20 protein-coding genes and 1 tRNA gene are annotated in these 20,554 nt (G+C 40.8%); 1 reads left to right on the top strand and 20 read right to left on the bottom strand.

From position 1 onward, the window contains the following. Window positions 1-2 precede the first annotated feature (2 nt). Genes KOLE_RS02005 through KOLE_RS01970 form a run of 8 tightly spaced genes read right to left on the bottom strand, consistent with a single transcriptional unit; the run spans window position 3 to window position 8,130 of the window. The gene (locus KOLE_RS02005) at window positions 3-617 is read right to left on the bottom strand and encodes a hypothetical protein (RefSeq protein ID WP_012744903.1); all 615 of its coding nucleotides are present in this window, start codon (window positions 615-617) and stop codon (window positions 3-5) included. A 15-nt stretch (window positions 618-632) separates the two neighbouring features. After that, window positions 633-3,026 (bottom strand): efflux RND transporter permease subunit, encoded by a 2,394-nt coding sequence (locus tag KOLE_RS02000; protein WP_041288616.1) that lies wholly within the window; start codon window positions 3,024-3,026, stop codon window positions 633-635. Window positions 3,027-3,031: 5 nt separating this feature from the next. Next, on the bottom strand, window positions 3,032-3,520 hold the full coding sequence (locus KOLE_RS01995) for a hypothetical protein (RefSeq protein ID WP_012744901.1): 489 nt from the start codon (window positions 3,518-3,520) through the stop codon (window positions 3,032-3,034). Window positions 3,521-3,523: 3 nt separating this feature from the next. Next, window positions 3,524-4,156 carry a hypothetical protein gene (locus KOLE_RS01990; RefSeq protein WP_158302999.1) on the bottom strand — a complete coding sequence of 211 codons (633 nt, stop codon included), beginning with the start codon at window positions 4,154-4,156 and terminating at the stop codon, window positions 3,524-3,526. A gap of 27 nt (window positions 4,157-4,183) precedes the next feature. Then, window positions 4,184-5,407, bottom strand: coding sequence for a S41 family peptidase (locus KOLE_RS01985; protein ID WP_012744899.1), 1,224 nt, complete (start codon window positions 5,405-5,407; stop codon window positions 4,184-4,186). Then, window positions 5,391-6,179, bottom strand: a complete 789-nt coding sequence (locus tag KOLE_RS01980) for a tRNA (adenine-N1)-methyltransferase (RefSeq protein ID WP_012744898.1) — start codon at window positions 6,177-6,179, stop codon at window positions 5,391-5,393. The genes KOLE_RS01985 and KOLE_RS01980 overlap by 17 nt, the downstream gene beginning before the upstream one ends. A 1-nt stretch (window position 6,180) precedes the next feature. Next, the gene (locus tag KOLE_RS01975; protein WP_012744897.1) at window positions 6,181-6,450 is read right to left on the bottom strand and encodes a metal-sensitive transcriptional regulator; all 270 of its coding nucleotides are present in this window, start codon (window positions 6,448-6,450) and stop codon (window positions 6,181-6,183) included. A gap of 15 nt (window positions 6,451-6,465) precedes the next feature. Next, window positions 6,466-8,130, bottom strand: a complete 1,665-nt coding sequence (locus tag KOLE_RS01970) for a nucleoside kinase (protein ID WP_012744896.1) — start codon at window positions 8,128-8,130, stop codon at window positions 6,466-6,468. A 73-nt stretch (window positions 8,131-8,203) separates the two neighbouring features. On the opposite strand from KOLE_RS01970, the gene KOLE_RS01965 reads away from it, so the two are divergent. After that, window positions 8,204-8,279: transfer RNA gene (locus KOLE_RS01965), tRNA-Gln, on the top strand. A gap of 61 nt (window positions 8,280-8,340) precedes the next feature. On the opposite strand, the gene KOLE_RS01960 is transcribed toward KOLE_RS01965, so the two are convergent. The 12 genes from KOLE_RS01960 to KOLE_RS01905 all read right to left on the bottom strand — a co-directional run bounded on the left by KOLE_RS01960 (window position 8,341) and on the right by KOLE_RS01905 (window position 20,537). Further along, window positions 8,341-10,362 carry a peptidylprolyl isomerase gene (locus tag KOLE_RS01960; protein WP_012744895.1) on the bottom strand — a complete coding sequence of 674 codons (2,022 nt, stop codon included), beginning with the start codon at window positions 10,360-10,362 and terminating at the stop codon, window positions 8,341-8,343. A gap of 127 nt (window positions 10,363-10,489) precedes the next feature. Further along, window positions 10,490-11,464 (bottom strand): thiamine pyrophosphate-dependent enzyme, encoded by a 975-nt coding sequence (locus KOLE_RS01955; RefSeq protein WP_012744894.1) that lies wholly within the window; start codon window positions 11,462-11,464, stop codon window positions 10,490-10,492. Window positions 11,465-11,481: 17 nt separating this feature from the next. Then, window positions 11,482-12,651, bottom strand: a complete 1,170-nt coding sequence (porA, locus tag KOLE_RS01950; RefSeq protein WP_012744893.1) for a pyruvate synthase subunit PorA — start codon at window positions 12,649-12,651, stop codon at window positions 11,482-11,484. A 5-nt stretch (window positions 12,652-12,656) separates the two neighbouring features. Further along, complete coding sequence (gene porD, locus KOLE_RS01945) at window positions 12,657-12,953, bottom strand: pyruvate synthase subunit PorD (protein ID WP_012744892.1); 297 nt, start codon at window positions 12,951-12,953, stop codon at window positions 12,657-12,659. Continuing rightward, window positions 12,953-13,522 (bottom strand): 2-oxoacid:acceptor oxidoreductase family protein, encoded by a 570-nt coding sequence (locus KOLE_RS01940; protein ID WP_012744891.1) that lies wholly within the window; start codon window positions 13,520-13,522, stop codon window positions 12,953-12,955. Before KOLE_RS01940 ends, porD begins: the two co-directional genes overlap by 1 nt. Before the next feature lie 13 nt (window positions 13,523-13,535). Next, window positions 13,536-15,137: a glycoside hydrolase family 57 protein gene (locus KOLE_RS01935; RefSeq protein WP_012744890.1), complete on the bottom strand. Its 1,602-nt coding sequence runs from the start codon at window positions 15,135-15,137 to the stop codon at window positions 13,536-13,538. Further along, window positions 15,134-15,898: a DUF4912 domain-containing protein gene (locus tag KOLE_RS01930; protein ID WP_012744889.1), complete on the bottom strand. Its 765-nt coding sequence runs from the start codon at window positions 15,896-15,898 to the stop codon at window positions 15,134-15,136. Before KOLE_RS01930 ends, KOLE_RS01935 begins: the two co-directional genes overlap by 4 nt. Before the next feature lie 129 nt (window positions 15,899-16,027). Further along, the gene (hisS, locus tag KOLE_RS01925; RefSeq protein WP_012744888.1) at window positions 16,028-17,287 is read right to left on the bottom strand and encodes a histidine--tRNA ligase; all 1,260 of its coding nucleotides are present in this window, start codon (window positions 17,285-17,287) and stop codon (window positions 16,028-16,030) included. Window positions 17,288-17,289: 2 nt separating this feature from the next. Then, on the bottom strand, window positions 17,290-18,798 hold the full coding sequence (locus tag KOLE_RS01920; protein ID WP_012744887.1) for a TrkH family potassium uptake protein: 1,509 nt from the start codon (window positions 18,796-18,798) through the stop codon (window positions 17,290-17,292). Further along, window positions 18,799-19,461, bottom strand: a complete 663-nt coding sequence (locus KOLE_RS01915) for an NAD-binding protein (RefSeq protein WP_012744886.1) — start codon at window positions 19,459-19,461, stop codon at window positions 18,799-18,801. Further along, window positions 19,458-19,910 (bottom strand): potassium channel family protein, encoded by a 453-nt coding sequence (locus KOLE_RS01910; protein ID WP_012744885.1) that lies wholly within the window; start codon window positions 19,908-19,910, stop codon window positions 19,458-19,460. Before KOLE_RS01910 ends, KOLE_RS01915 begins: the two co-directional genes overlap by 4 nt. Beyond that, window positions 19,911-20,537 carry a response regulator gene (locus tag KOLE_RS01905; protein ID WP_012744884.1) on the bottom strand — a complete coding sequence of 209 codons (627 nt, stop codon included), beginning with the start codon at window positions 20,535-20,537 and terminating at the stop codon, window positions 19,911-19,913. Window positions 20,538-20,554 lie beyond the last annotated feature (17 nt).

Below are 20,554 nucleotides of genomic sequence, written 5' to 3'. Positions count from 1 at the left end.
TATCAGAATACTCCCAGCATTGTAATTTTCCATACTATAGAAATCACGATGCCCACTGTGGGACTTATGAACCACTCGATCTTTTTTTCTTTGGAAAAAATCAAGCGATATACCAGACCTAAAAGGATAGAAATTGCAACCCATTCATAATGACCTGCGAAGGTGAATATAAATATTACGAGTCTTTCAGAGATTCCAACGGTGTCGGTAGCGTTCCTGTCGATTATTCCCTTTCTCAGAAAATACGTTACGCCAACAGTAACCACAAGCATCCCCATAAGATACCATGAAAATTCCGGGGTAATATAGGATGTTTTCAAAAGATCAGCAGAAAGAAACGACAACAGAATGTAAAATCCGATAGAAAGCACCTCGCTTAGATCGTTCCCGAGTCTTATTCTTAGAAATCTCAGCGCTATTTCCCATACAAAGGCACCGATAAGAAGAAGCAATCCGAATGCATTTCCGAGAAAACGATCAAAAGTAAAAGCGAGAAAAACCAGGAAAACCCAGATAAGGTGTTTTATCCACCCGGTTTTTGCTAAATCACCAAGCTTATAATTGTTTACGAAAGCGTGGTCGGCAACAAGATAAGCAACAAGCAGGTGTAAAGGCATATTCTAACCCTCCATTCAACGTTCTTTATTCCATGGTAGCACAGGAATAGCAAAGGCTGCAACCAGCAAGGCAAGGAAAACCCCAACGGTTAGAGTCAAACCGAAGTTTCTCAATAGTCTACCTTCGGCCAGAGAAAAACTGAAGAATGCGAGCATTGTTGTAGCTGAAGACATTGTTACTGATTTCAGTGTACGCCCGGCTTCAAAAAGATTGTACGTTGTAGAAGAGTGGATCATGTGAACCAGGGAATCGACTCCAATACCGATAATCAGTGGAGCGGTGATTATAGTTATAAAGGTGGTTTTAATTCCAATTAGATTCATGATACCGAACATTGAAAGTAAAATGCCTATCATCAAAAAGGTAACTTTCAATCCGTCGAAAATATTCTTTCTTTCTAAAGATACAATCAGAAAAACAAGCAATATCGCAACACCAGAAACCGGTAAAGACACTTTCTTTATGATATCCATTATGTAATAAAAGATTCTTGGATAACCCTCTACTCTTTCTACCAGCTCCCCAAGGCTATCAAAGAAACGTTTGATGAAGTTACTGGAATAAAGATGTGCTGCGGGATACGCAGTAACTATGTAATATTTTTTCCCGTCAGGAGAGAGATATATGAATTGCTTTTTGAGAGATTCCGGGAGTGTCTCAGAGATAAAGTCTATCAATTCTTTTCCAGATTCGATCTTTTCGGATTCGTCTAACAGCACAAAGAGTTCGTCATAATAATTTGCTTTTTTCAGGAATGCTTCCATTAAAGGATTCCCTCTGAATCTATCCAGCGTTCGAACCACTTCTTTAAACTGCTTCATGTATTCATCACTATCTTCTTTAAATATGGTAAGGATGGAAAAGCTTCCCTCGACGTATTCATTTTCATCGAGAATTCGCGAGATTTCCTCCACTTGTTCTATATTGTCTGCCAGTATTGGTACAGAATTGGTGACATCGGCTTTGAAGACCCGCTCAAGAAGGTGCAAAGTGCTCAGCATTTCAGATTCTTCGGACATCAATCCAGGCGGGGTATAGGAGAAATTTGAAATACTGACAAATCCTATATAACTGAAGATCAATAAGATTGTAACTATAATGCTTAAGGATATCATGGAATATCGTTTTACAACTGCAGAGGTAGCATAGAAGAATCGATCGAGAGAGTGAATCTTCATTACTTTACCTGGTTTCAAAAAAGAACCGATTGATAGTGCCGGTAAAAAGATATACATGGTAATAAAAAACACGAAAAGCCCAACGGAGGTTAAAATACCGAGTTCTCTAATGGCTGGAGAATCTATAATAGCTAAAAGAATAAAGACCAAGATCGTTGTCAAAAGGCTTACCAGGAGAGGTTTGGTGACAGCGTAGTAGGTATGCTTCAACGAGAGCACAGGGTCTCTGCGCCGTTTTACTTCATCCGATAATCTTGTTATTATGTGAATTCCATAGTCAATACCCAAACCGAGAGTTATAGCGTTTACGAACGTCGTGACTATGTTCAATCTTCCGAATATCAAAAATGCGAGCCCGAGTGTGGTAAACATAGATGTGGCAAGTGAGATAAAGATGTACATAGTAACTTTAAAGCTTGAATAGGCCAGATAAAAAAGCAAGGCGATACCGATCAAAGACACTATTGTAGTGACCATAAAATCTCTGCTTGCCTGTTTATGTGACTCATAGGTTGCTTGGTGATCCCCTGTCAGGTTAAAGCTTATATTGTATTCACTTATTTCACTCTTCACCCATTTTCTCAATTGAGGTATAACCAGATCAACGTAATCAACATCAGATGAAGGACCATCAAGCTTGATCCCCATGACAAGGATCATGGGGTCATTTTCAGGAAATTCTGATGGTATCCTTACAAAACTTTCAAAGGTCGTTGTGGAATCACTCAAAATCTTATCCTTTAACTGTAATGTTTCGGAGAAAGCGATACCGATATCGTGAATAGCCGAAAAGTCGTAGTTCACCAGGCGTTTAAACTCATCAGAAAAATCAAATTCTTCGGGAGATAGCTCTTTAAGAACCGAAGGATCGACCAGAACGAGGCTCAGAGCACCAAGGTTTGATAATAGATCGAATCTAATAAAGTCTTCTATATGTGGAAAGGTGTAAGAATCCTGATACAGCTTTTTGGCAGCTGCTTTTAGTTCGTCAAGCCCTTTTTGGGTTTTGTTGTTGGTTTTTAAAACTATAAAGGTAACATCGTCTGTACTACTCCACTTAACAAAATTCTCGTATCTTTTCACAACGTCGCTTTCCCGTGGAAGTAACTTCAGGAGATCAGAATCAACCACAAGATTCGTTGAAAGGTAGAATCCTATTGCTGATATAACGACGAAAAACACTACTATCGGTACGCGATACGTGAAAACGAATCTGCTTAGTTTTTGCATAATGATCACCACAGAAAAATAAGCCAGAGGATTGATATCACCCTGAGGCTTTTAAATATTAGCATTGTCATGAGAGATTTCGTCATATCGGCTTTTGTATTGAGTTTAACAGCGAGATATTCAAGGTAAAAGGACCATCCGATTAATACAAGGAAAAAACAACTTCCCATGTTGCCAAAAAAAAGACTGATAGGAGTAAAAACGTATGGAAAATAGCTCAGAATCAGCGAATAACGGAATTTTTCGTCAAAGGTTAAAAGGATAAAATAAATTCCTGCGGTACCGAAAACGTAGAAGATTACAATCATGACAAAGATAATGAAAGCTTTTACGCCAAGAATTTCATAACCGGTTAGTGAAGACAATCTCTTTGAAAATTGGAGATGAAATGGGATAAAAACCCCAACGATGAAAAGCAATGTTATCAAAGAATAGATGTTGGATTTTTTCATAGCTCGTCTGGGCCTGAAAATCAGATCAAAGAATATCTCCATGGTTCACCTCAGATAGTCTTTTGCTGGTAAAGCCAGCAGACTGTATTTCTGGAGGGTGGCTTCAAGATTTTTAAGTTCATTCTCAGATGAATATACAACAATAGGGGCTTTTCCTTTTAATACAGACATAACTATCTTACCAGGGCTATCGTCTTCAAGAACGTAATATTCTGGCAGTTCTGCGGTATCAAAATCATCTTCATTTACAGGAATATACCCGGGAATATATCGAACGATGAAAGCCCCCAATCTTATTTCGCTAAATTCAACATATCGCTTCCCAAAGAACTTCAAGTATTCCTGTTTTTTTTCGCCTCTGGCCCCGATTTCCATTACTAAACGGTTTATGATAGCTTCGTATATCTCTATATCCGGGGTGCATAACTCAACGGTTGTATCACTGATCTGCAGGTGCAATTTGTCAAATTGCCTGTCTTCAATCCATTTCAGTACTGAAACCAGAATTCTATTCCTCTCAAGCTTTTTTTTGAGTTCGTCAAAAACCGGTTTGAAAAAGTTTCTTGCCTTAAAAACCGGTACGGGATAGCGTTCTATTGTATTGTTTATCGTTAAAGCCTTTGAACTTGTGATTACAATAACCGAACCAAAGGTTATTGCAAAAATTCCTATCAACAAAACATAAGCTAGGGGACGCATAGAAAATTATTCGGCACCACCAAGTTTGTCTGCAATGATTTCGAGGGCGGTTTTCAGCTGTACATCGGTTTCAGGGTCAAGTTGAACCTTTGATACCGTTAGTTCCCTGCCGTCATTTGTGCTTGTTTCAGAAGCCTCCACAGTTATGTCAGGTTCTATTCCCTTCAAATGTATATCGGAACCCGAGGGGGTGAAGTAATGTGCTGTTGGGAGCCATATTTCGCCGCCATTTGAAAGGTCATAAACGGTTTGAACCGCCGCCTTTCCAAAGGTTTTTGTACCAACAACGGTGGCTATTTTGTGATCCTTCAGAGCTCCTGTCAGTATTTCGGAGGCAGAAGCGCTTCCCCCATTAACCAGGACCACTATAGGCTTACCCTTTATAAAATCACTAAAATTGCTTCCCCAGGATCTGTAAATTCTTTCTTCTCCGTTTCTATCACGGATTGTTATGACAGGCAAACCTTCCGGGATAAGAAGACTCGAGATGTTCAAAACGCTTCCAAGCAAACCACCCGGGTTGTTTCTGAGATCGATAATGAGTCCATCTGCTTCCAGAAGAGAGAACATCGCTTTCTGAAACTCATTGTAAGTGGGTTCGCTGAAATGCGTTATTCTTACGTAACCGATTCTATGGTTGTTGTAGTCTATCGCTGAATATTTAACCGTTTTAATTTCGATTTCTGCTCGGGTTATCGTGAACACAAGGGGTTCATCTTCGCCTTTTCTATAGACCTTAACTGTGACATCTGTTCCTGGTTTTCCACGAAGAAGATTTACTGATTCGTAATATCCTGTCTCAGATACTTTATGGCCATCTACTTCAAAGATTATGTCTCCCACCTTTAAACCAACCCTTTCGGCAGGGCTCCCAACCATAGGTGCTACAACTTCAAGAGCGTCGTATTTTGTATTGTATTGGACAACGGCACCTATACCACCATATTTGGACTCTGTATCTATCTTGTTCTCGGTTTTTTGTACCGGTGTAAAATACCACGCGAAAGGATCATCCAGTCCTTTCATTACCCCTTTGAGTGTTTCGTCAAGAACCTTATCGTAATCAACCTTTTCTATGTCATAGTAACTATGCTGCACGTAAGAGATGATTTCGAATACCGGCTGAAATTTGTTGAGCATCTCGTCGTATGTCAACGCTTTAAATGCGCTGAGAACAAAAACAACAGCAATAATCCCGACAATAAGTACACTTTTAACGATTCTCTTCATACCTGACTCCTCCCTCATTTACCTTGATTCCAAAAACCATGTATGTGGTGTGGCCTACCATCCTGTCTTCGGGTCTAAAACGCTCCGGATTGAGCTTCATTTTTCTGATGAATGTTTCCCAGATCTCCACTTTTATTACCGGTAACCTTCTCAATTCTCTGAGCACATCCTGTACCTGATTCGCCGTTGGACAGACAACACAAAACCGACCTCCACCAATGAGCGAGTTACTGACAGTTTTTAGGTGTGGAACAGGCTCCGGTACATCGAGAAAAAACGCATTCACATTGCTTTCATCTATTCCTTCGGAGATATCTTTGAGTTTGAAAACCACATTTTCTGAATGGCCAAAGCATTCAACGTTTTCTTTAGCCAGTTTGTGAAACTCCTCCCTTCTTTCGTAAGAAACAACCCTACCATCCGGTGCTACAGCTCTTGCAAGGGCCGAGGTCATCGAGCCACTCCCGGAACCGCATTCAACAACAAGATCACCATTTTTTACATCAAGCATCAAAAGGATAAATCCCATATCCTTGGGATAAACGATTTGCGTTTTCCTTTTGAGCGAGAATATGTGATCGACAATCCCTATATTAAGTATATACGCTGAGTGTTTCCGTAAGCTTATGCTATCACCGTATTCCTTTCCGACAATATCTTCGTGAAAAATATTTCCGAAATGGGTTCCCAGAAATTTTCCCTCTTCAAGGGTGATTATATACTCAGAGCCATCTTCTAAATAGATTAGAACCTTATCACCATATTTAAGCAAACTATAACCTCCTGAACTTCAGAAGAGTCTCGATTAAGTTATCAAGTTCTGCTATATCCTTTTTTTCGCTTATTTCCATAAGGCATTGATGGGCATAGCCTTTAGCGATCATTTCAGATACTTTAGAAAGAGCTGACATCACAGCGGACACCTGAGTCATTATATCGGGGCAATTTCTATCCTCTTCAATCATTCTCTGAAGTCCTCTGATTTGCCCTTCTATTCGTCTTAGACGTTTGATGAGGTCATCTTTTGAGATGTTCTCGTTCACCGTGTCCACCTCACTTTAATACTTGAAAGAACTCCCTCCGATGAATTCCCTGATTATGGAAGTTCTCGGAATTTCTTCAAGATTGGTTATTGGTAAAAAGTAATCTATAAATCTCAGCAAGCGTTTTACCTCTGAATATTCAGGGACGCTGTTGTCTATTTCTAAGAGTAAGGGTTCTGCGAACATTTTCAATACAGCTAGTTCGTAAACCAGTGCTGAGTTGAACATTACATCAGCTTCTTCCTGGAATGGGAAAATATTTCTCTCCTCTCCTCTTCTCACACTACCCCACATATGTATTGTTTGTTGAGCCGGGTGGCCCCGGAATTTGTGATCGCGAACAATTCTCCTTAAAAGTCTGACGTCGGTTGTTGGTATTCGGTTCATGTCATCAAGGTTCATCTGTGTTAGAGCACTGACATAGACCTTGAACTTCTTTTCCCGTGGAATGGAACTTGTAAGGAGTTCGTTGAGTCCGTGAATGCCTTCTACAATAATCGGTTGATCTTCTTCGATTTTCACGGTTTCATCTCTAAAGTATCGACGACCTTCCTTAAAATTGAAACGAGAAAGGTGGACCTCTTTACCCGCGAGCAGTTCGGTCATCTGCTGATTAAATAGCTCCAGATCAAGGGCATATATGGATTCGAAATCATACTCGCCGTTCTCATCTTTCGGTGTCTTTTCTCTGTCAACGAAATAATCGTCGAGAGAAATCTGAACGGGTCTCAATCCATGAACGCGCAAATGGATCATTAGACGTTTCGAAAAGGTTGTTTTTCCTGAACTTGAAGGTCCAGCGATTAGGATCAACCGGGTTCCTTTTCTATTAACTATTTTATCAGCAATGTAAGCTATTTTCTTCTCGTGAAGAACCTCGGCTATTTTTATCAGTTCAGCTATGCTGTCAGGACCTTTTGCTATTATCTTGTTCAGTTCTCCAACAGTTTTGACATTTAAGATTTTCCCCCAGTGTTCATGCTCCATGAATATTGAGGCCAGCTTTGGCTGATCAACAAACGCTGGAACTTTGTTTGGAGATGAAGGGGTGGGAAGGTTCAGAATGAAATATTCTCCATAGGGCAAGAGTTCAAAGTGTTTGAGACAGCCCGTGGACATGGGCATATAACCGTAGAAATAATTAAAGTAGTTATCACATTTATAGATGTTTACGGTACTCTTTTTTCTGTACTTGAACAACAAAGATTTTTCCATCTGTTGATCTAGTTTGAACAGTTCGATGGCTTCAAATTTATCGATGGTTTCTTTTGAGAAAGGGAGATCCTGTTCAACGATATCTCGCATCTTTGATTCTATTTTCTCAAGTTCTTCCTTTCCCACGTTTTTTCCAACGACCTCGCAAACCAGGCCGGAACCCAGCGAATGGTGGACGTAAAGCTTGACTTTTCCAAGAACCTCCCTGACAGACATAAAGAGAATGAAAAGTATTCCTCTTGTGTAGATTCTTATACCATCGATGTTGGAAAGATCAATAAAATCGATTACCGCGTCTTTTTCTAGCTTTCTTCGCAACTCAACAAGGGAGTTCTCCATTCTTGCAGCCATTATGGGAGAATCGTAGTGCTTTTGAAACCTTTCGGCGAGTTCATAAAAAGCTATTCCCTTCGGCACCTCAATTTCGGTGTTGAGTTTGTTGATTTTAACTTTGATATTTTCCAATTTATTCACCCCCATGGTCAGGTTATTGCGTTCTTGACAGTATCATTTAGCAATGCTACAATTAGTTTTGCATTGGGGCGTAGCCAAGCTGGTAAGGCATCAGACTTTGGATCTGACATCCGGAGGTTCGAATCCTCCCGCCCCAGCCAAAAAACAAAAAGCACGTTTAGAAAAATTCGGGGTGGCTTTCAGGCCACCCCGAATTTTTTATTACTCAGTGGCCGGTGGGGTTGTTTCTTGCTGAAGTTCTTCAATTTGCTTTTCTACGAATTCAAGCTTAGACGCAACATCATTATCGTTTGGGAGAAGTTTTTTCAGCTCGTTTAGATAACGTTTTTCACCTCTCAAGTACAGTTCAACCAGGATGTTGTTTTGATCCGGCAAGGATGCTAATTTTTCGTAAGCATCCACAAGCAGGTAAAGGGCTGAAACCTTCAAATCTGTTGCCGCATTGGTTGCATTTATAATTTTGGTATTCAAATCCCTCTCTATCTTCTGCAGCGGATAGTCTATAAGAAACATTCTCGCATTATCACCAAGTTGCTGTTTGTAATAATCAAGATAACTCTGTAAAGTGCTTGGACTATCCAGTAATGGTTTTAAATTATGAGTGTACACACCTTCATTGTATCTTAGGACAACCTCTGGATTTTCAGAATCGACACGATACATGTAGTTCAATACCTCGAAGGAATAGGGCATCATGTTGTAAAGAAACTTCACGGCTGTAGCAAATCTGCTGTTCAGTTCGTCAAATTCCTTTTGTTTTGTTTCCAGTAATTCATTCACAGAATTTATATCTTCGCCGTACTTAGATTGATATTCCTTCAATTTTTTTGCGTCGCTGTATAGATCTTTCAACTTCGTATCTGTGCTGTCATTGAGTTCTGATAGTTTTTTCTCAATCTCTTCATTACTCAAGGACAAAATAGTAGCAGGTGTGGTTTCGCTCAACTTTTTCATTTCTTTAAGGTCGTTGAGTTCATATTTCAGGTTGTTTAGTTTTTCATCTGAAAGTTGCACAAAGATTGCAATTGGCAAATAACTACCTTCAACCGAAATTCCACCACTTTCGTTGAAAATGGTGGTACTCAATTTTTTGAGATATTCATCGGTATTTCCAGCATTCTGGACTTTTTTAAATTCGTTGTAGATTTTCAATTCTTCGTCGTTTATAACATATCCGAATTTTTCGTTATTCTTGTAATTCTCAAACCATTTTTTAAATTCGTCACTTTCATAATCATTTTTGAACTGATCGTAAGCGCTGCTTGACTTAAGTTCATCGAAAGTATCGAAAACTGTTTTGGTTGCAACTTTTATCAGATGGAAACCGTATTTAGTCTCAACCGGCCCAACAATTTCTCCGGGGGTTGCTGAGAAAGCAGCATCTTCGAATTCCTTTACCATCTGTCCGTGTCCAAAACTTCCAAGACTTCCGCCCAGAACAGCTGAATTCCTATCGATAGAAAATTCACTTGCTGCATCTGAAAAATTAATTGCACCGTTTAAAAGCTCATTTTTTAGTTCCAGAGCACTGGCTTCTGAAGTCAAGAGTATGTGACTTGCTTCAACCCGTTCGTATTTGTTCTTTATCTCATCTTTGTTTTCCTCAAAATAAGTCTTTAGTTTTTGATCAACATCTTTCAAGACATCGTTCTGAACCTTTTCCTTTAACACTGAAGGGAAAATACTTTTTCTGACCTTTTCCTTGAAAGCCTCAACAGAACCGTAATATTGCTCTATTTGTGCTTTGTAATTTTCATCGCTGGTATATTTAGAAACTATTTCCTCAACCCTGGTGTTTATCTCATCTTCTGTTGGATAGATGTTGTGCTTCTTTGCGTAATATATGAGTATTTTTTGATCGATTAAATCAAGAAGAACCATATATCGAACATCGATCTCGCTCATTCCAGCCGAACCTTTGAAATAAGGATCAAGCTGTATGTTCCGTTGACTTAGACTGGATAAAACATCTCTAACAGTATCATCATATTCAGAATAAGAGATCCAGTAAATAGGATCTTCGAGGGGGGTACCGTCTTTGGTAAGATACGCAAAGGCGTCCTCGGGTCTTGCACTGTTGGTGGGTGTCGTGCTTCCAGTTTCACGACTTTTACCGGACATATAGGTTGCCACTGACCACCAGATAACCCCGGCAGCAAAAAGTATAGCGATCGTCCAGATGATCGGTACCTGAATTTTTCTCATCCATCTTGTTTCATGCATTGGTTCTTCAACTCCCTCCACACACCATTATATTTCCTCACAAAACCTCAACCAACAAGGGGAGGCGATTAACCTCCCCTGACTTTACGGATTATATCATAGCAAGCTTTCCATTTAAACATTAATTTTAACGAAGTGGTTTATCCTTTGTAGCTTCTTCCAGAGCGAGGAGCCTTTCCCATTTCTTGGTGACATAATTCTGGAGCATATCGATTATTTTATCTCTATCAGGATGATTGAGAAGGGCTCTGAACCTCTGTTGTGCCTTCAGGAATTCTTCTACCGGTTTTATATTTCTCGGTTTTCTGGTTATTCTGTAGATTCCTCTTTCGTATTCGTACAACGGCCAGTACAGGGTTTCGACAGCAAGTTTTGAGATAGCCGGAGCAGAATCTTCTTTAATTCTCCAAAATCTGACACATGGAGCCATAACAGCTATAAAAGCGGGCCCGTCGAATTCGATGGCTTTCTGGAGCTTGTTCATGTAATCAATGGGTTCGCCGATAGCAGCTGTGGCGGCGTAAACATTTTCATGCCCCGCAACAATTTCTACAATATTCTTTTTGAGCTGCAGCTTTCCGGGTATTTTTTCTCCAACGGGCGCCGTTGTTGTTTGGCTTCCAGGAGGTGTGGAACCACTTCTCTGGTTTCCAGTGTTCATATATCCTTCATTGTCATAAAGGATGTAAACGAAATCATGACCTCTTTCAATTGCACCTGAAAGAGACTGAAGCCCTATATCGTAGGTTCCGCCATCTCCTGCAAAAGCGAAGAACTTTATTGGTTTATCCGTTGGAAGCTTACCCTTCTTTTTGAGTGCTCTATATGCTGTCTCAGCACCGCTTATGGTAGCCCCAACGTTTTCAAAAGCGTTGTGGATGTATGGAACACTCCATGCGGAATATGGGTAGATTGTGGTAGAAACTTCCATACAACCTGTGGCAAAACCCACAACGGGTTCGTACCCGAGGTGCTTGGCAACCATCAAGGCCATCTTTGCCGTGTTAGGTGCGCCGCATCCTGGACAAAGACGATGACCCTGAGTTATACCGATATCCTTTTTGGCGAATTCCTTTGCAAGCTGTATCACATTAATAGCCATACCATTTCACCCCCAAGTCACTCTCTCAAGCCGAGGTAACGTTGTTCGTCGCTGTTGAGATTACCACTGAGTGCATCTTCAAAAGCCTGTTTTATCATTGCGGGTGTTATGTCCCTTCCACCGAGACCATAGACATAAGAGCCGATAGCAGGCCTGGAGTTAGCCTCGTACAGGATAGATTTGATCTCGGAGTAGAGAGGTGCTTCCGCGCCGAAACTCAGTGAACGATCAAGAACGATAACACCTTTCTTACCGTCAAGATATTTTCTTATAAATTCTTTCGGGAAGGGTCTGAACATGGTGATTTTCAAAAGACCAACGTTCTTCCCCTGTTCTCTCAATTCATCTACAACGTATTTGATGCTTCCATTTGTTGAGCCGAGAGCAACCATTACATAATCAGCGTCATCAACTTTGTAAGGTTCAACATACCAGTATTTCCTACCGGAAATCTTCTCAAATGCTTCGGCGATTTCCGGGAAGATTTTATAAGCATTTTCCATAGCTTCTACCTGTTGGCGTTTATGTTCGAAGTAATAATCGTAGAGGTCAAGTGGCCCGTAAGTGACAGGGTGATCTATGTCAAGAAGAGAGTACATCGGAGTGGATTCTCCGATAAATTCCTTAACCACGTCATCGTCAAGAAGCTCTACGACTTCCACGCCGTGGGAGATAATAAAGCCATCCTGGTTAACCATAACTGGAAGCCTAACTTCTTTTCTCTCAGCTAGTTTGAGAGCGATAAGGGTAAGGTCATAAGCTTCCTGAGCGTTTTCACAGAACAGCTGAATCCAGCCGGAATCTCTCTCTGCCATGGTATCACTGTGGTCACAGTGGATATTTATCGGTCCACTGAGAGCTCTGTTGACGACTGGCATAACGATTGGAAGTCTTGAACTGGCAGCTATGTAAACTATTTCGTGCATCAGTGCAAGACCGTTAGCGCTGGTGGCGGTCATAGCTCTCGCACCAGCGGCAGCAGCACCGACAACGGCACTCATCGCGCTGTGTTCGCTTTCAACAGGAATTGTTTCTGTATCGACAATACCATCGGCAACGAATTTCGCAAAATATTCAACGATAGGTGTTTGAGGAGTTATTGGATAAGCAGCGACAACATCAGGATTTATTTGCCTCATGGCATTTGCAACCGCCGCAGCTCCGGTAATCGCTTTTTTAACTGGCATTCAGATCACTCCTCCCCCTGGAAATCCGTTTCAGGTCGCATTTCAATGGCATCTTTTGGACACACTGCTGCGCAGGTTCCGCAACCTTTACAGTAATCGTAATCGATTCCTTCCATTTTGGCGTCATTTTGAATGATGGCAAGATCAGGGCAGAAAAGCCAGCATTGCATACAATTTATACATTTGTTAACATCCCATATGGGACGCATTATTCTCCATGTACCTGTTTTGTATTCACGAGCAGAACCCGGGGTGTCAATAATTCCGCCTATTGGAATATCTTTCCAGCCTTTTTGAGCCATCATTTCACCTCCTCGTATCCCCTGCGGACCGCTCTCAAATTAGCTTCGATTTTTTCTTCGGTGAGCTTCCCGCTAAACATTTTCTTTACTCTGTTCAATACCGCATCAAGAGGTATCTTGTCATTCGAAGCTTTCAAAAGTGCACCAATCATAACGGTATTTGGAATTCCTCTCCCAATTTCTTCAAGAGCAATGTCTGTTGCTGGAATTGTGAATATTTTGCCTTTGAAACCGGTCTTTTCTCTTACAAAATTACTGCCTCTTACCGTGTTTACAATCATAACTGTATCTTCTTTAACACCTTCTGTGATGGCGGACAGTCCGAGCAGAGTGTCATCTACTATCACGATGATATCCGGGTTTTCAACGGTGTGATGAACCCTAATAGGAACGTCTGATATTCTGTTAAAAGCCTTCATTGGAGCTCCAGAGCGCTCAGCTCCGTATTCTGGAAAAGACTGAGCGTACATACCAGCTTCAAGTGCGGCCTCAGCGAGAAGTTGAGAAGCACTTTTTGCTCCCTGCCCAGCTCTGCCGTGCCACCTTACCTCAAAGTACTTTTCGGGCACGATTACCCCTCCTTCAAAAGTTTTTGCTGTAGATTCTGAAGTCGATATCAGGAAAAATCCCATCGACCCATTCCAGAATTTTCAATTCCCTCTCGTTAATTTTACCACTTATTACCTGATCATACAGTTCCAGAAACCTTTTCATATGGGTTTTAGTTCTGTTAACTGCATATTCTACAGTTGTTCCTGTGGTCATAATAAAAGCCCAATCACTTGACTGGGCTAGAAGAAGTTCTCGAGCCATCTGATTTAAAGCTCTTTTTGTGAGTGGATCATGAGTATTTTGATATTTTTTTGAAAGTTCTATCATTCGTTCAACGGCTTCGTCAAGATGACGGTATATCCAGTCGTTTTTTCGGTTTAACCAGACCTCATTGTAACCGTTACTTCCCCATGATGAGGCAGCTGGTGTAACAATTTGTATCATTTCGAGAGAAGAAATAACCTCTGGTGGTGTGGTCGGAACAACTTCATCAATGGCATGAAGCTGTCTGAAAAGTTCTTCAATAAATAGAGGACCTTCATACCACCAGTGCCCAAAAAGCTCAGCGTCAAAAGGTGCTACAATCACAGGTTCGACGCCATCGAAATTATCATAAAGTTTTTCGACTTGTAACTTCTTTTTTGTAGCAAAATCTTTTGCATGTTCTTTTACGGCTTTTTTTGCTTCGTCTATATCGTAAAGTTCTTTTTTGTTCAAATCAACATCTTTGCCTGTTATTCTGTGATACTTTATTCCGGTATTACAACGTTGACCACTTGGGTCTATATTTGGTGCAATGTACCAGTCTTCACGATCGAAGCCAATATCCCGATAAAACTCCCTGTAACGGTAGTCACTGGGATATCCAACTTCGGCACTCCAAACCTGCTGACTTGATTCCGGATCGCGAGCAAACACGAAGACGTTATTTGGGGTTATAACCGGTCGATAAACACCATATCGAGGAGCCGGGTCGCCATACCATAGAGCATGTGAATCTACAAAGAAAAAAGAAAGATTATTTTCTTTTAAGAATCTATCGATCCCGGGAACATAAGCACATTCTGCCAACCATATTCCATTTGGAGAATTTCCAATATGACGTTTGTAAGTCTGAACACCTATTTCAATCTGTGCGTTTACCGCTTCTGGGTATCTAGCCATTAGTGGAAGAAATCCATGCGTTGCGTTACAAGTTATGATTTCCAGGTACCCTTTTTGCTGAAATTTTGCAAAGGCTCCTATAAGATTCCCATCGAGTCTTGAGTAGTACTCTTTTATGTTTGTGAAATCCTGAAGGTAAAATTTAGCCATTTTGTGCTTTTTTGGATTTTCTTTGGAGGTCCTTTCAACCTCTTTTTTGGAAAGCTCGATTAACTTGTCTAAATGCTCTTGATATTTTTTCTTTAAATCAGGATTAGCCAGCATTTCCATTAGAGGAGGAGTGATGCTCATTGTGATCTTGAATCTGATTCCATCACGTTCGAGCTTTTCGAAAACTCGTAGAAGGGGGATGTAGGTTTCAGTTATTGCTTCAAAGAGCCATCGTTCTTCCATAAATTGAGGAAAATCTGGGTGGTTTACGTATGGCAGATGAGCGTGAAGCACCAGAACAAAATAACCTTTTTTCATAATTCCTTCCTCCCGCTTATTGAACGAAATAGATAGTTTAAAAATTCTTCAGAGGAAGGGTTCGAGAAGCTTGTGGGTTTGTTTTCAAATGGGAAAGCTGCTTTGCGAAATTTTTCGGATTCGAGAGCACTTACAACTTTCTTTTCCTGATTGTTCAATATCAACCATTCTTCCTTTTCCTTGAATTTAGGAAAAGCGACAGGTGTTCTTACAATATTTGATCTTATAAGCGGGGTAAATTTATTGTTCTCTATGATTCCGATTTCTGCAAGGTAATTAGCATCAGAAAAATCAACCTTAAGATACCAGTTGTTAGTTTTTCCGGAAGGCGTGATTTCTTTGATTTTGTGGGCGTTAGAACCATCGAAAATTATGTTTGTAACATCATACACTCTCAAAACAAGTTTTCCTCCACATTCAAAGACGCGTTTTTGAGTTTCTGTGGAAAAATCCCAGTAGAGATAGACCCATCTGGAATTAACAGGAAGCATCACCAATTTATCCTTGGTGTATGAGTTGGGGAGATCGAAGTTTTCGGGTTTCGAAGGAAGATGAGGTTGATCTTTGCTTTCGGGCGTACTGATTTTTGAGGTTACGGACGAAATGTCTTTCATTTTGTTTGCTTCGGTTTTTAAAAGGCGTATGAGGTCTCTTTTTCTCATGGTTCGCTTGATTCTCAACCCTAACATCTTCGCAAACTTCCTGAGATCCTGGATTGTTGGGGAAGCCTCTAGAAACTCCAGTATCTTTTCTTTTTTCATAAAAAATCCCTCCTGCGGAGTCATCATGCCTCGTAAGTATGATAACACACCACAAGAGGTTTTTGTACACAGTTAAGTCTGATTATCATTGTTTATCTTTAAAATGCTCTCCTGAACAACCAAAAATGCCTATAATTCTTTTAGTTTCTTGAAGATGTAGTCGGCCATCCAGTCCGAATCCACCGTATATTGACTGCCTTCTTCCATGACTTTTATGGTAACAAAACCTTTTTCCAATTCTTCCTCACCAATAACAACGGCAATTTTTGCGCCAATTCTGCTCGCGTGCTTGAATTTATTTCTCAAGTTACGTTCCATAACATCAACAAAAGTAGATATTCCTTTCTTTCTGAGCCTTTCTGCAAATTCGAAAGCCTTTACAAAGGCTTCTTTATTCATGGGAAGAATGGCAACGGTATTTAGTTCTTCAACCTTCGGCTCAATTCCCATCTTTTTTAATAGAAGAATCATTCTCTCCATCCCGGCAGCAAAACCAACAGCAGGCACGGATTTTCCTCCGATGTATTCTACAAGTCCGTCATATCGGCCCCCGGCAAGAACCTGGTCCTGTGCTCCTAACATGTTTGATCTGATTTCGAAAGCGGTTTTTGTGTAATAGTCAAGCCCTCTTACCAGCTTATGATCGACTTCATAATCCAGGTTTCTCGATTTAAGGTAATACTGCAGCTGTTCGAAATGGATCTTGCAGTCATCGCAAAGGTAATTATGTATCGATGGAGCACCTTCTGCCACTTCTTTATCTATTTTGCAGTCGAGAAGTCTGAGAACGTTTGTGTTATATCGCCGCTTACAATCATCACAAAGCGTGGAGAGCTTGTCCGAATAGTAATCTTTTAGTACCTCGTTATACTTAGGTCTACATTTATTACAACCAACACTGTTTATATACAATTTAGTGCCACTTATTCCCAATTCCTTCAGAAAGTTTATCCCCAGTTCTATAACCTCGTAATCTGCGGTTGAATCATGCGAACCCAGTATTTCAATACCAAATTGGTGAAACTGCCTCAATCTACCTGCCTGAGGTTTTTCGTAGCGAAACATAGGACCTACATAGAAAAGCTTCAAGGGGGAACCCCTGTTTATAAAACCATTTTCAACGTAAGCCCTTGCCACGCTTGCTGTACCTTCCGGTCTCAGAGTGAGAGAACGCCCACCTTTATCATTAAAGGTGTACATCTCCTTTTGTACAACATCGGTGGATTCACCAACACTTCGTTTGAAGAGCTCTGTATGTTCAAAAATGGGTGTGCGGATTTCTTCAAATGCGTACAGCTTTGTTATCTTTCGGATAGTATTTTCGATGTAGTGCCAGTATTTTATCTCTTCGAAAAACACATCCTGTGTTCCCTTTATTCTGGTTATCATGGTTACACCTCCGTAGCTTTCCTTTTACGAACGGTAGCTATATAAAAGGCATCTTTGAACATCTTTGTTATACCGAATATTACGACAAGAAACTCCAGTCTTCCGAGGAACATGCCAATGGTTTCTGTCCAGATGATGCCCAATGGAGCATCCGGACGGGTAATGCCTACGGAAAGCCCCACGGTACTCAAAGCAGAGGCAAATTCAAAAGCCGAGTCTGCAAGACTGTATCCGTAAGCGCTGATTATGCCAGTGCCGATTGTATAGGTCAAGAAATACATAGTGAACACTATGAGGATTTCTTTCACAAGGTTAGAATCTATATAACGCTTTTTCTCCCCTTTCCAGATCTCTGTAACGGCAACAGCATTCTTGGGGAGAAAGAACTTCTTTATTTCAAGACCTATGAGCTTTATGAGCGCGTAAAGACGGTATTGTTTCAACCCACCTGAGGTCGAATCCATGTCTCCACCGAAAATCATGAGGAGCGTTAGAAGATAGAGACCGGTAAAAAGTCCTTTTGAAGCCCAATTAGTGAAATCAACCGTTGAAAATCCTGTACCTGTAAGCGCTGAGACAGCTTGAAAGACTGCTAACCTGAAAGAACTTGAAGAACTCGCCGCTAACATATTGAAAGTGGTTGACATCAACATGGGGGTGAAGAATAAAAGTATTAAGCCCATGAGTTTCGGTTCGCCATTTTTTGCGAAAGCCTTGAAATTTCCTTTCCAGAGAGTATAGTGAATGCCGAATCCTGTTGTTCCGAGTATCATAAGAACTATTGTAACAGTTTCGATAGCCACGCTGTTGAATTCACCGATCGATCCAGCTCTGGTTGAAAACCCACCGGTGGCGAGTGCTGTTAACGAATGGTTAAAAGCGTCGAACCAGTTCATCCCGGCAATTTTGTAAGCTATTATTCCGCCAATTGCGTAAGTGAAGTAAATCAGCAATATCCTTCTTACTGAGCTCTTTATATTTGGAACGAGATTGTCGATTCTACCTTCCGCGTGGTAAAGCCCGAATCCTCCAGGTCCCAAAATAGCTGACATCATTATGATAGCGAACCCCGCACCACCGAGAAATTGCATCAGGCTTCTCCAAACCAAATAAACTCTTGGAATCTTTGTTACATCCACAAGAGTTAGACCTGTTGTAGTCCAACCACTGGTTGATTCGAATATGGCCTGAGAGAAATTTAGAATGTTTCCAAAAACGAAAGGAAGAGCTGAGAAAACTATGCCAAAGATCCAGACGAAAACGACGATTATAGCTCCTTCTTGGACGGATAGTGGCGTACCCGGTTTTACTTTCAACCACAGCTTGAATGCCATACCGAAGAGGAAACTGATCAAAGCAGCATAAATAAACGGTTCGGCGTTTGAAAATTCTTCAGGATGCCAGATTCCTATTATTAAGGGCGTTAAAAGCGCGACCGAAAAGTACACAAAGAGTTCCCCGATGTAACCAAAAATCACTTTATATCGTTTCTTTAATGCCTTTGGATACATTTATACCTCTCCCAATAACGCTTCAAAAACTTTTGATTGAACAGCGGGATTGCTTAGAACTATGAGAGTGTCGTTTTCGGAAATCTGCGTGTTACCCCGGGGTATTATAACCTCGTCGCCTCTGATAATCGCCCCGATTACACTTTCTTCAGGAAGTTCCAGATCTTTCACCATTTTTCCTATTACCGGTGCTGTGCTGTGCAGATCTATCCGAAAAACAGAGAGTTTTTCGGACGCTGGTATAAGGTTCGTAATCTGCTCCCGGAAAATGCTATCTTCTAAAGTCATGGAAATCATCTCTATCGGGCTTATGGCTGCGGTGATTCCCATTTTTGCAAAAACTTCCTTGTTATCAGGATCGTTAATTAGCGCTATCGGTCTTCGGATCCCGAGTAATCTTTGTGCAGTGAGACAGGCTATGAGATTATCCTGGTCATTGGGGGTTAAAGCTATGAATTGGTCTTCTTCGCTCAGTTCAAGTTGCTCAAGAACATGTCGCCTAGCCCCATCACCGACGATTGTGGTAACTTTTTTCAGACGTTTCGCAAGATCAACACAATACTCTTCGTCTTTATTGACGACATAAACTCTGTAGCCGCGTGAAATCAATCCTTTTGCCAGGTAGTATGTTAGGTTTTTCCCACCAATGATAGCTACCTTCATTTTTCCTCACCGCCCATAAATGAAAGAGCCGACTTTACACTATCAACCGCAAGCAAAGTAGGACATATTATTTCTATCCCAAACTGTGAGAACATGTCAAGGTTGTTCGGGTCATAAACACGTGCGATTACCTGGGGAATACCAAAGATTTCCTTTGATACCAGAGCAACCATTATATTCGTATTGTCGTCAGGAGTGAGCGAAAGAACGAAATCCGCCTTATTTACTTTGGCAAGTTTGAGCGTTTCAAGTTCGTTTGCATTCCCGACTATTTTAAATCCGGTAAATTCATAAGACAAAGCATCAAAGGCTCTTTCGTCTTTATCCACAACCACAACGCTGTTCCCTGTTGAAGATAACCAGTTGGCAATTCTCGATCCCAATCTTCCACAACCGAAGATAACAACGAAGTACCCTTTCTTTTTCAATGCACCTTTGACAATTGGCATTTATTTTTCACCATCCCCGGAATTTTCAAGTTTTTCGAGTTCATTTTTCGCTCTCATAAAGCCTGGTTCAAGAGCTAAAGCTGCTTTTAAATGACGTATTGCTTCCCCGCGTCTTGATTCTTTGAGAGCCAAAGCGTAAAGAAAATGCGGATAAGCAGAGTTTGGAAAATCGGAAAACAATTTGCTTATATGTTTCAATGCCCTTCTAAAGTCACTTTTTTCCAGCATGCGCTCTATTTCTCTGGCGCGTTTTTGGAGACTTTCATCATTCTTGATGCACCTTTCTACAGCACTTCCAATTTCTTCAGGCGAAAAAGGCTTACTGATAAAATCGCAAATCCCATGTCTGAAAGCTTCGGTAATGGCTTCCGGCGAAGTAATATCCGATACAACGACAATCGGGAAAATGAAACCATTCTCTTCCAGTGTTTTTATAAAGGTAATACCATCCATAGATGGTAATCTCAAATCTACCATCACCAGATCAGGTTCATTTTTCTCTATCTCATGAAGAGCTTCTTCGGCGGTTGCGAAACTCTCAACCTCGTATCCTTCTCTTTCAAGGATGTCTTTCATTAATCGTCTGATACTCAATGTGTTATCTATGACAAAAATTTTTGCCATCATAATCACCTCCAAACACA

This window comes from Kosmotoga olearia TBF 19.5.1 (assembly GCF_000023325.1).
Taxonomy (GTDB): Bacteria; Thermotogota; Thermotogae; order Petrotogales; family Kosmotogaceae; genus Kosmotoga; species Kosmotoga olearia.
Note: the sequence above shows the minus strand (reverse complement) of the source record. Positions and strands in the feature narration are given on the sequence as shown.

Bases quoted from the DNA above. Each gene is read 5' to 3' on its own strand.
- KOLE_RS02005 (WP_012744903.1), bottom strand. From the start codon at position 617: ATGCCTTTACACCTGCTTGTTGCTTATCTTGTTGCCGACCACGCTTTC.
- KOLE_RS02000 (WP_041288616.1), bottom strand. From the start codon at position 3,026: ATGCAAAAACTAAGCAGATTCGTTTTCACGTATCGCGTACCGATAGTA.
- KOLE_RS01995 (WP_012744901.1), bottom strand. From the start codon at position 3,520: ATGGAGATATTCTTTGATCTGATTTTCAGGCCCAGACGAGCTATGAAA.
- KOLE_RS01985 (WP_012744899.1), bottom strand. From the start codon at position 5,407: ATGAAGAGAATCGTTAAAAGTGTACTTATTGTCGGGATTATTGCTGTT.
- KOLE_RS01960 (WP_012744895.1), bottom strand. From the start codon at position 10,362: ATGCATGAAACAAGATGGATGAGAAAAATTCAGGTACCGATCATCTGG.
- KOLE_RS01955 (WP_012744894.1), bottom strand. From the start codon at position 11,464: ATGGCTATTAATGTGATACAGCTTGCAAAGGAATTCGCCAAAAAGGAT.
- porA (WP_012744893.1), bottom strand. From the start codon at position 12,651: ATGCCAGTTAAAAAAGCGATTACCGGAGCTGCGGCGGTTGCAAATGCC.
- porD (WP_012744892.1), bottom strand. From the start codon at position 12,953: ATGGCTCAAAAAGGCTGGAAAGATATTCCAATAGGCGGAATTATTGAC.
- KOLE_RS01935 (WP_012744890.1), bottom strand. From the start codon at position 15,137: ATGAAAAAAGGTTATTTTGTTCTGGTGCTTCACGCTCATCTGCCATAC.
- KOLE_RS01930 (WP_012744889.1), bottom strand. From the start codon at position 15,898: ATGAAAAAAGAAAAGATACTGGAGTTTCTAGAGGCTTCCCCAACAATC.
- hisS (WP_012744888.1), bottom strand. From the start codon at position 17,287: ATGATAACCAGAATAAAGGGAACACAGGATGTGTTTTTCGAAGAGATA.
- KOLE_RS01920 (WP_012744887.1), bottom strand. From the start codon at position 18,798: ATGTATCCAAAGGCATTAAAGAAACGATATAAAGTGATTTTTGGTTAC.
- KOLE_RS01915 (WP_012744886.1), bottom strand. From the start codon at position 19,461: ATGAAGGTAGCTATCATTGGTGGGAAAAACCTAACATACTACCTGGCA.
- KOLE_RS01910 (WP_012744885.1), bottom strand. From the start codon at position 19,910: ATGCCAATTGTCAAAGGTGCATTGAAAAAGAAAGGGTACTTCGTTGTT.
- KOLE_RS01905 (WP_012744884.1), bottom strand. From the start codon at position 20,537: ATGATGGCAAAAATTTTTGTCATAGATAACACATTGAGTATCAGACGA.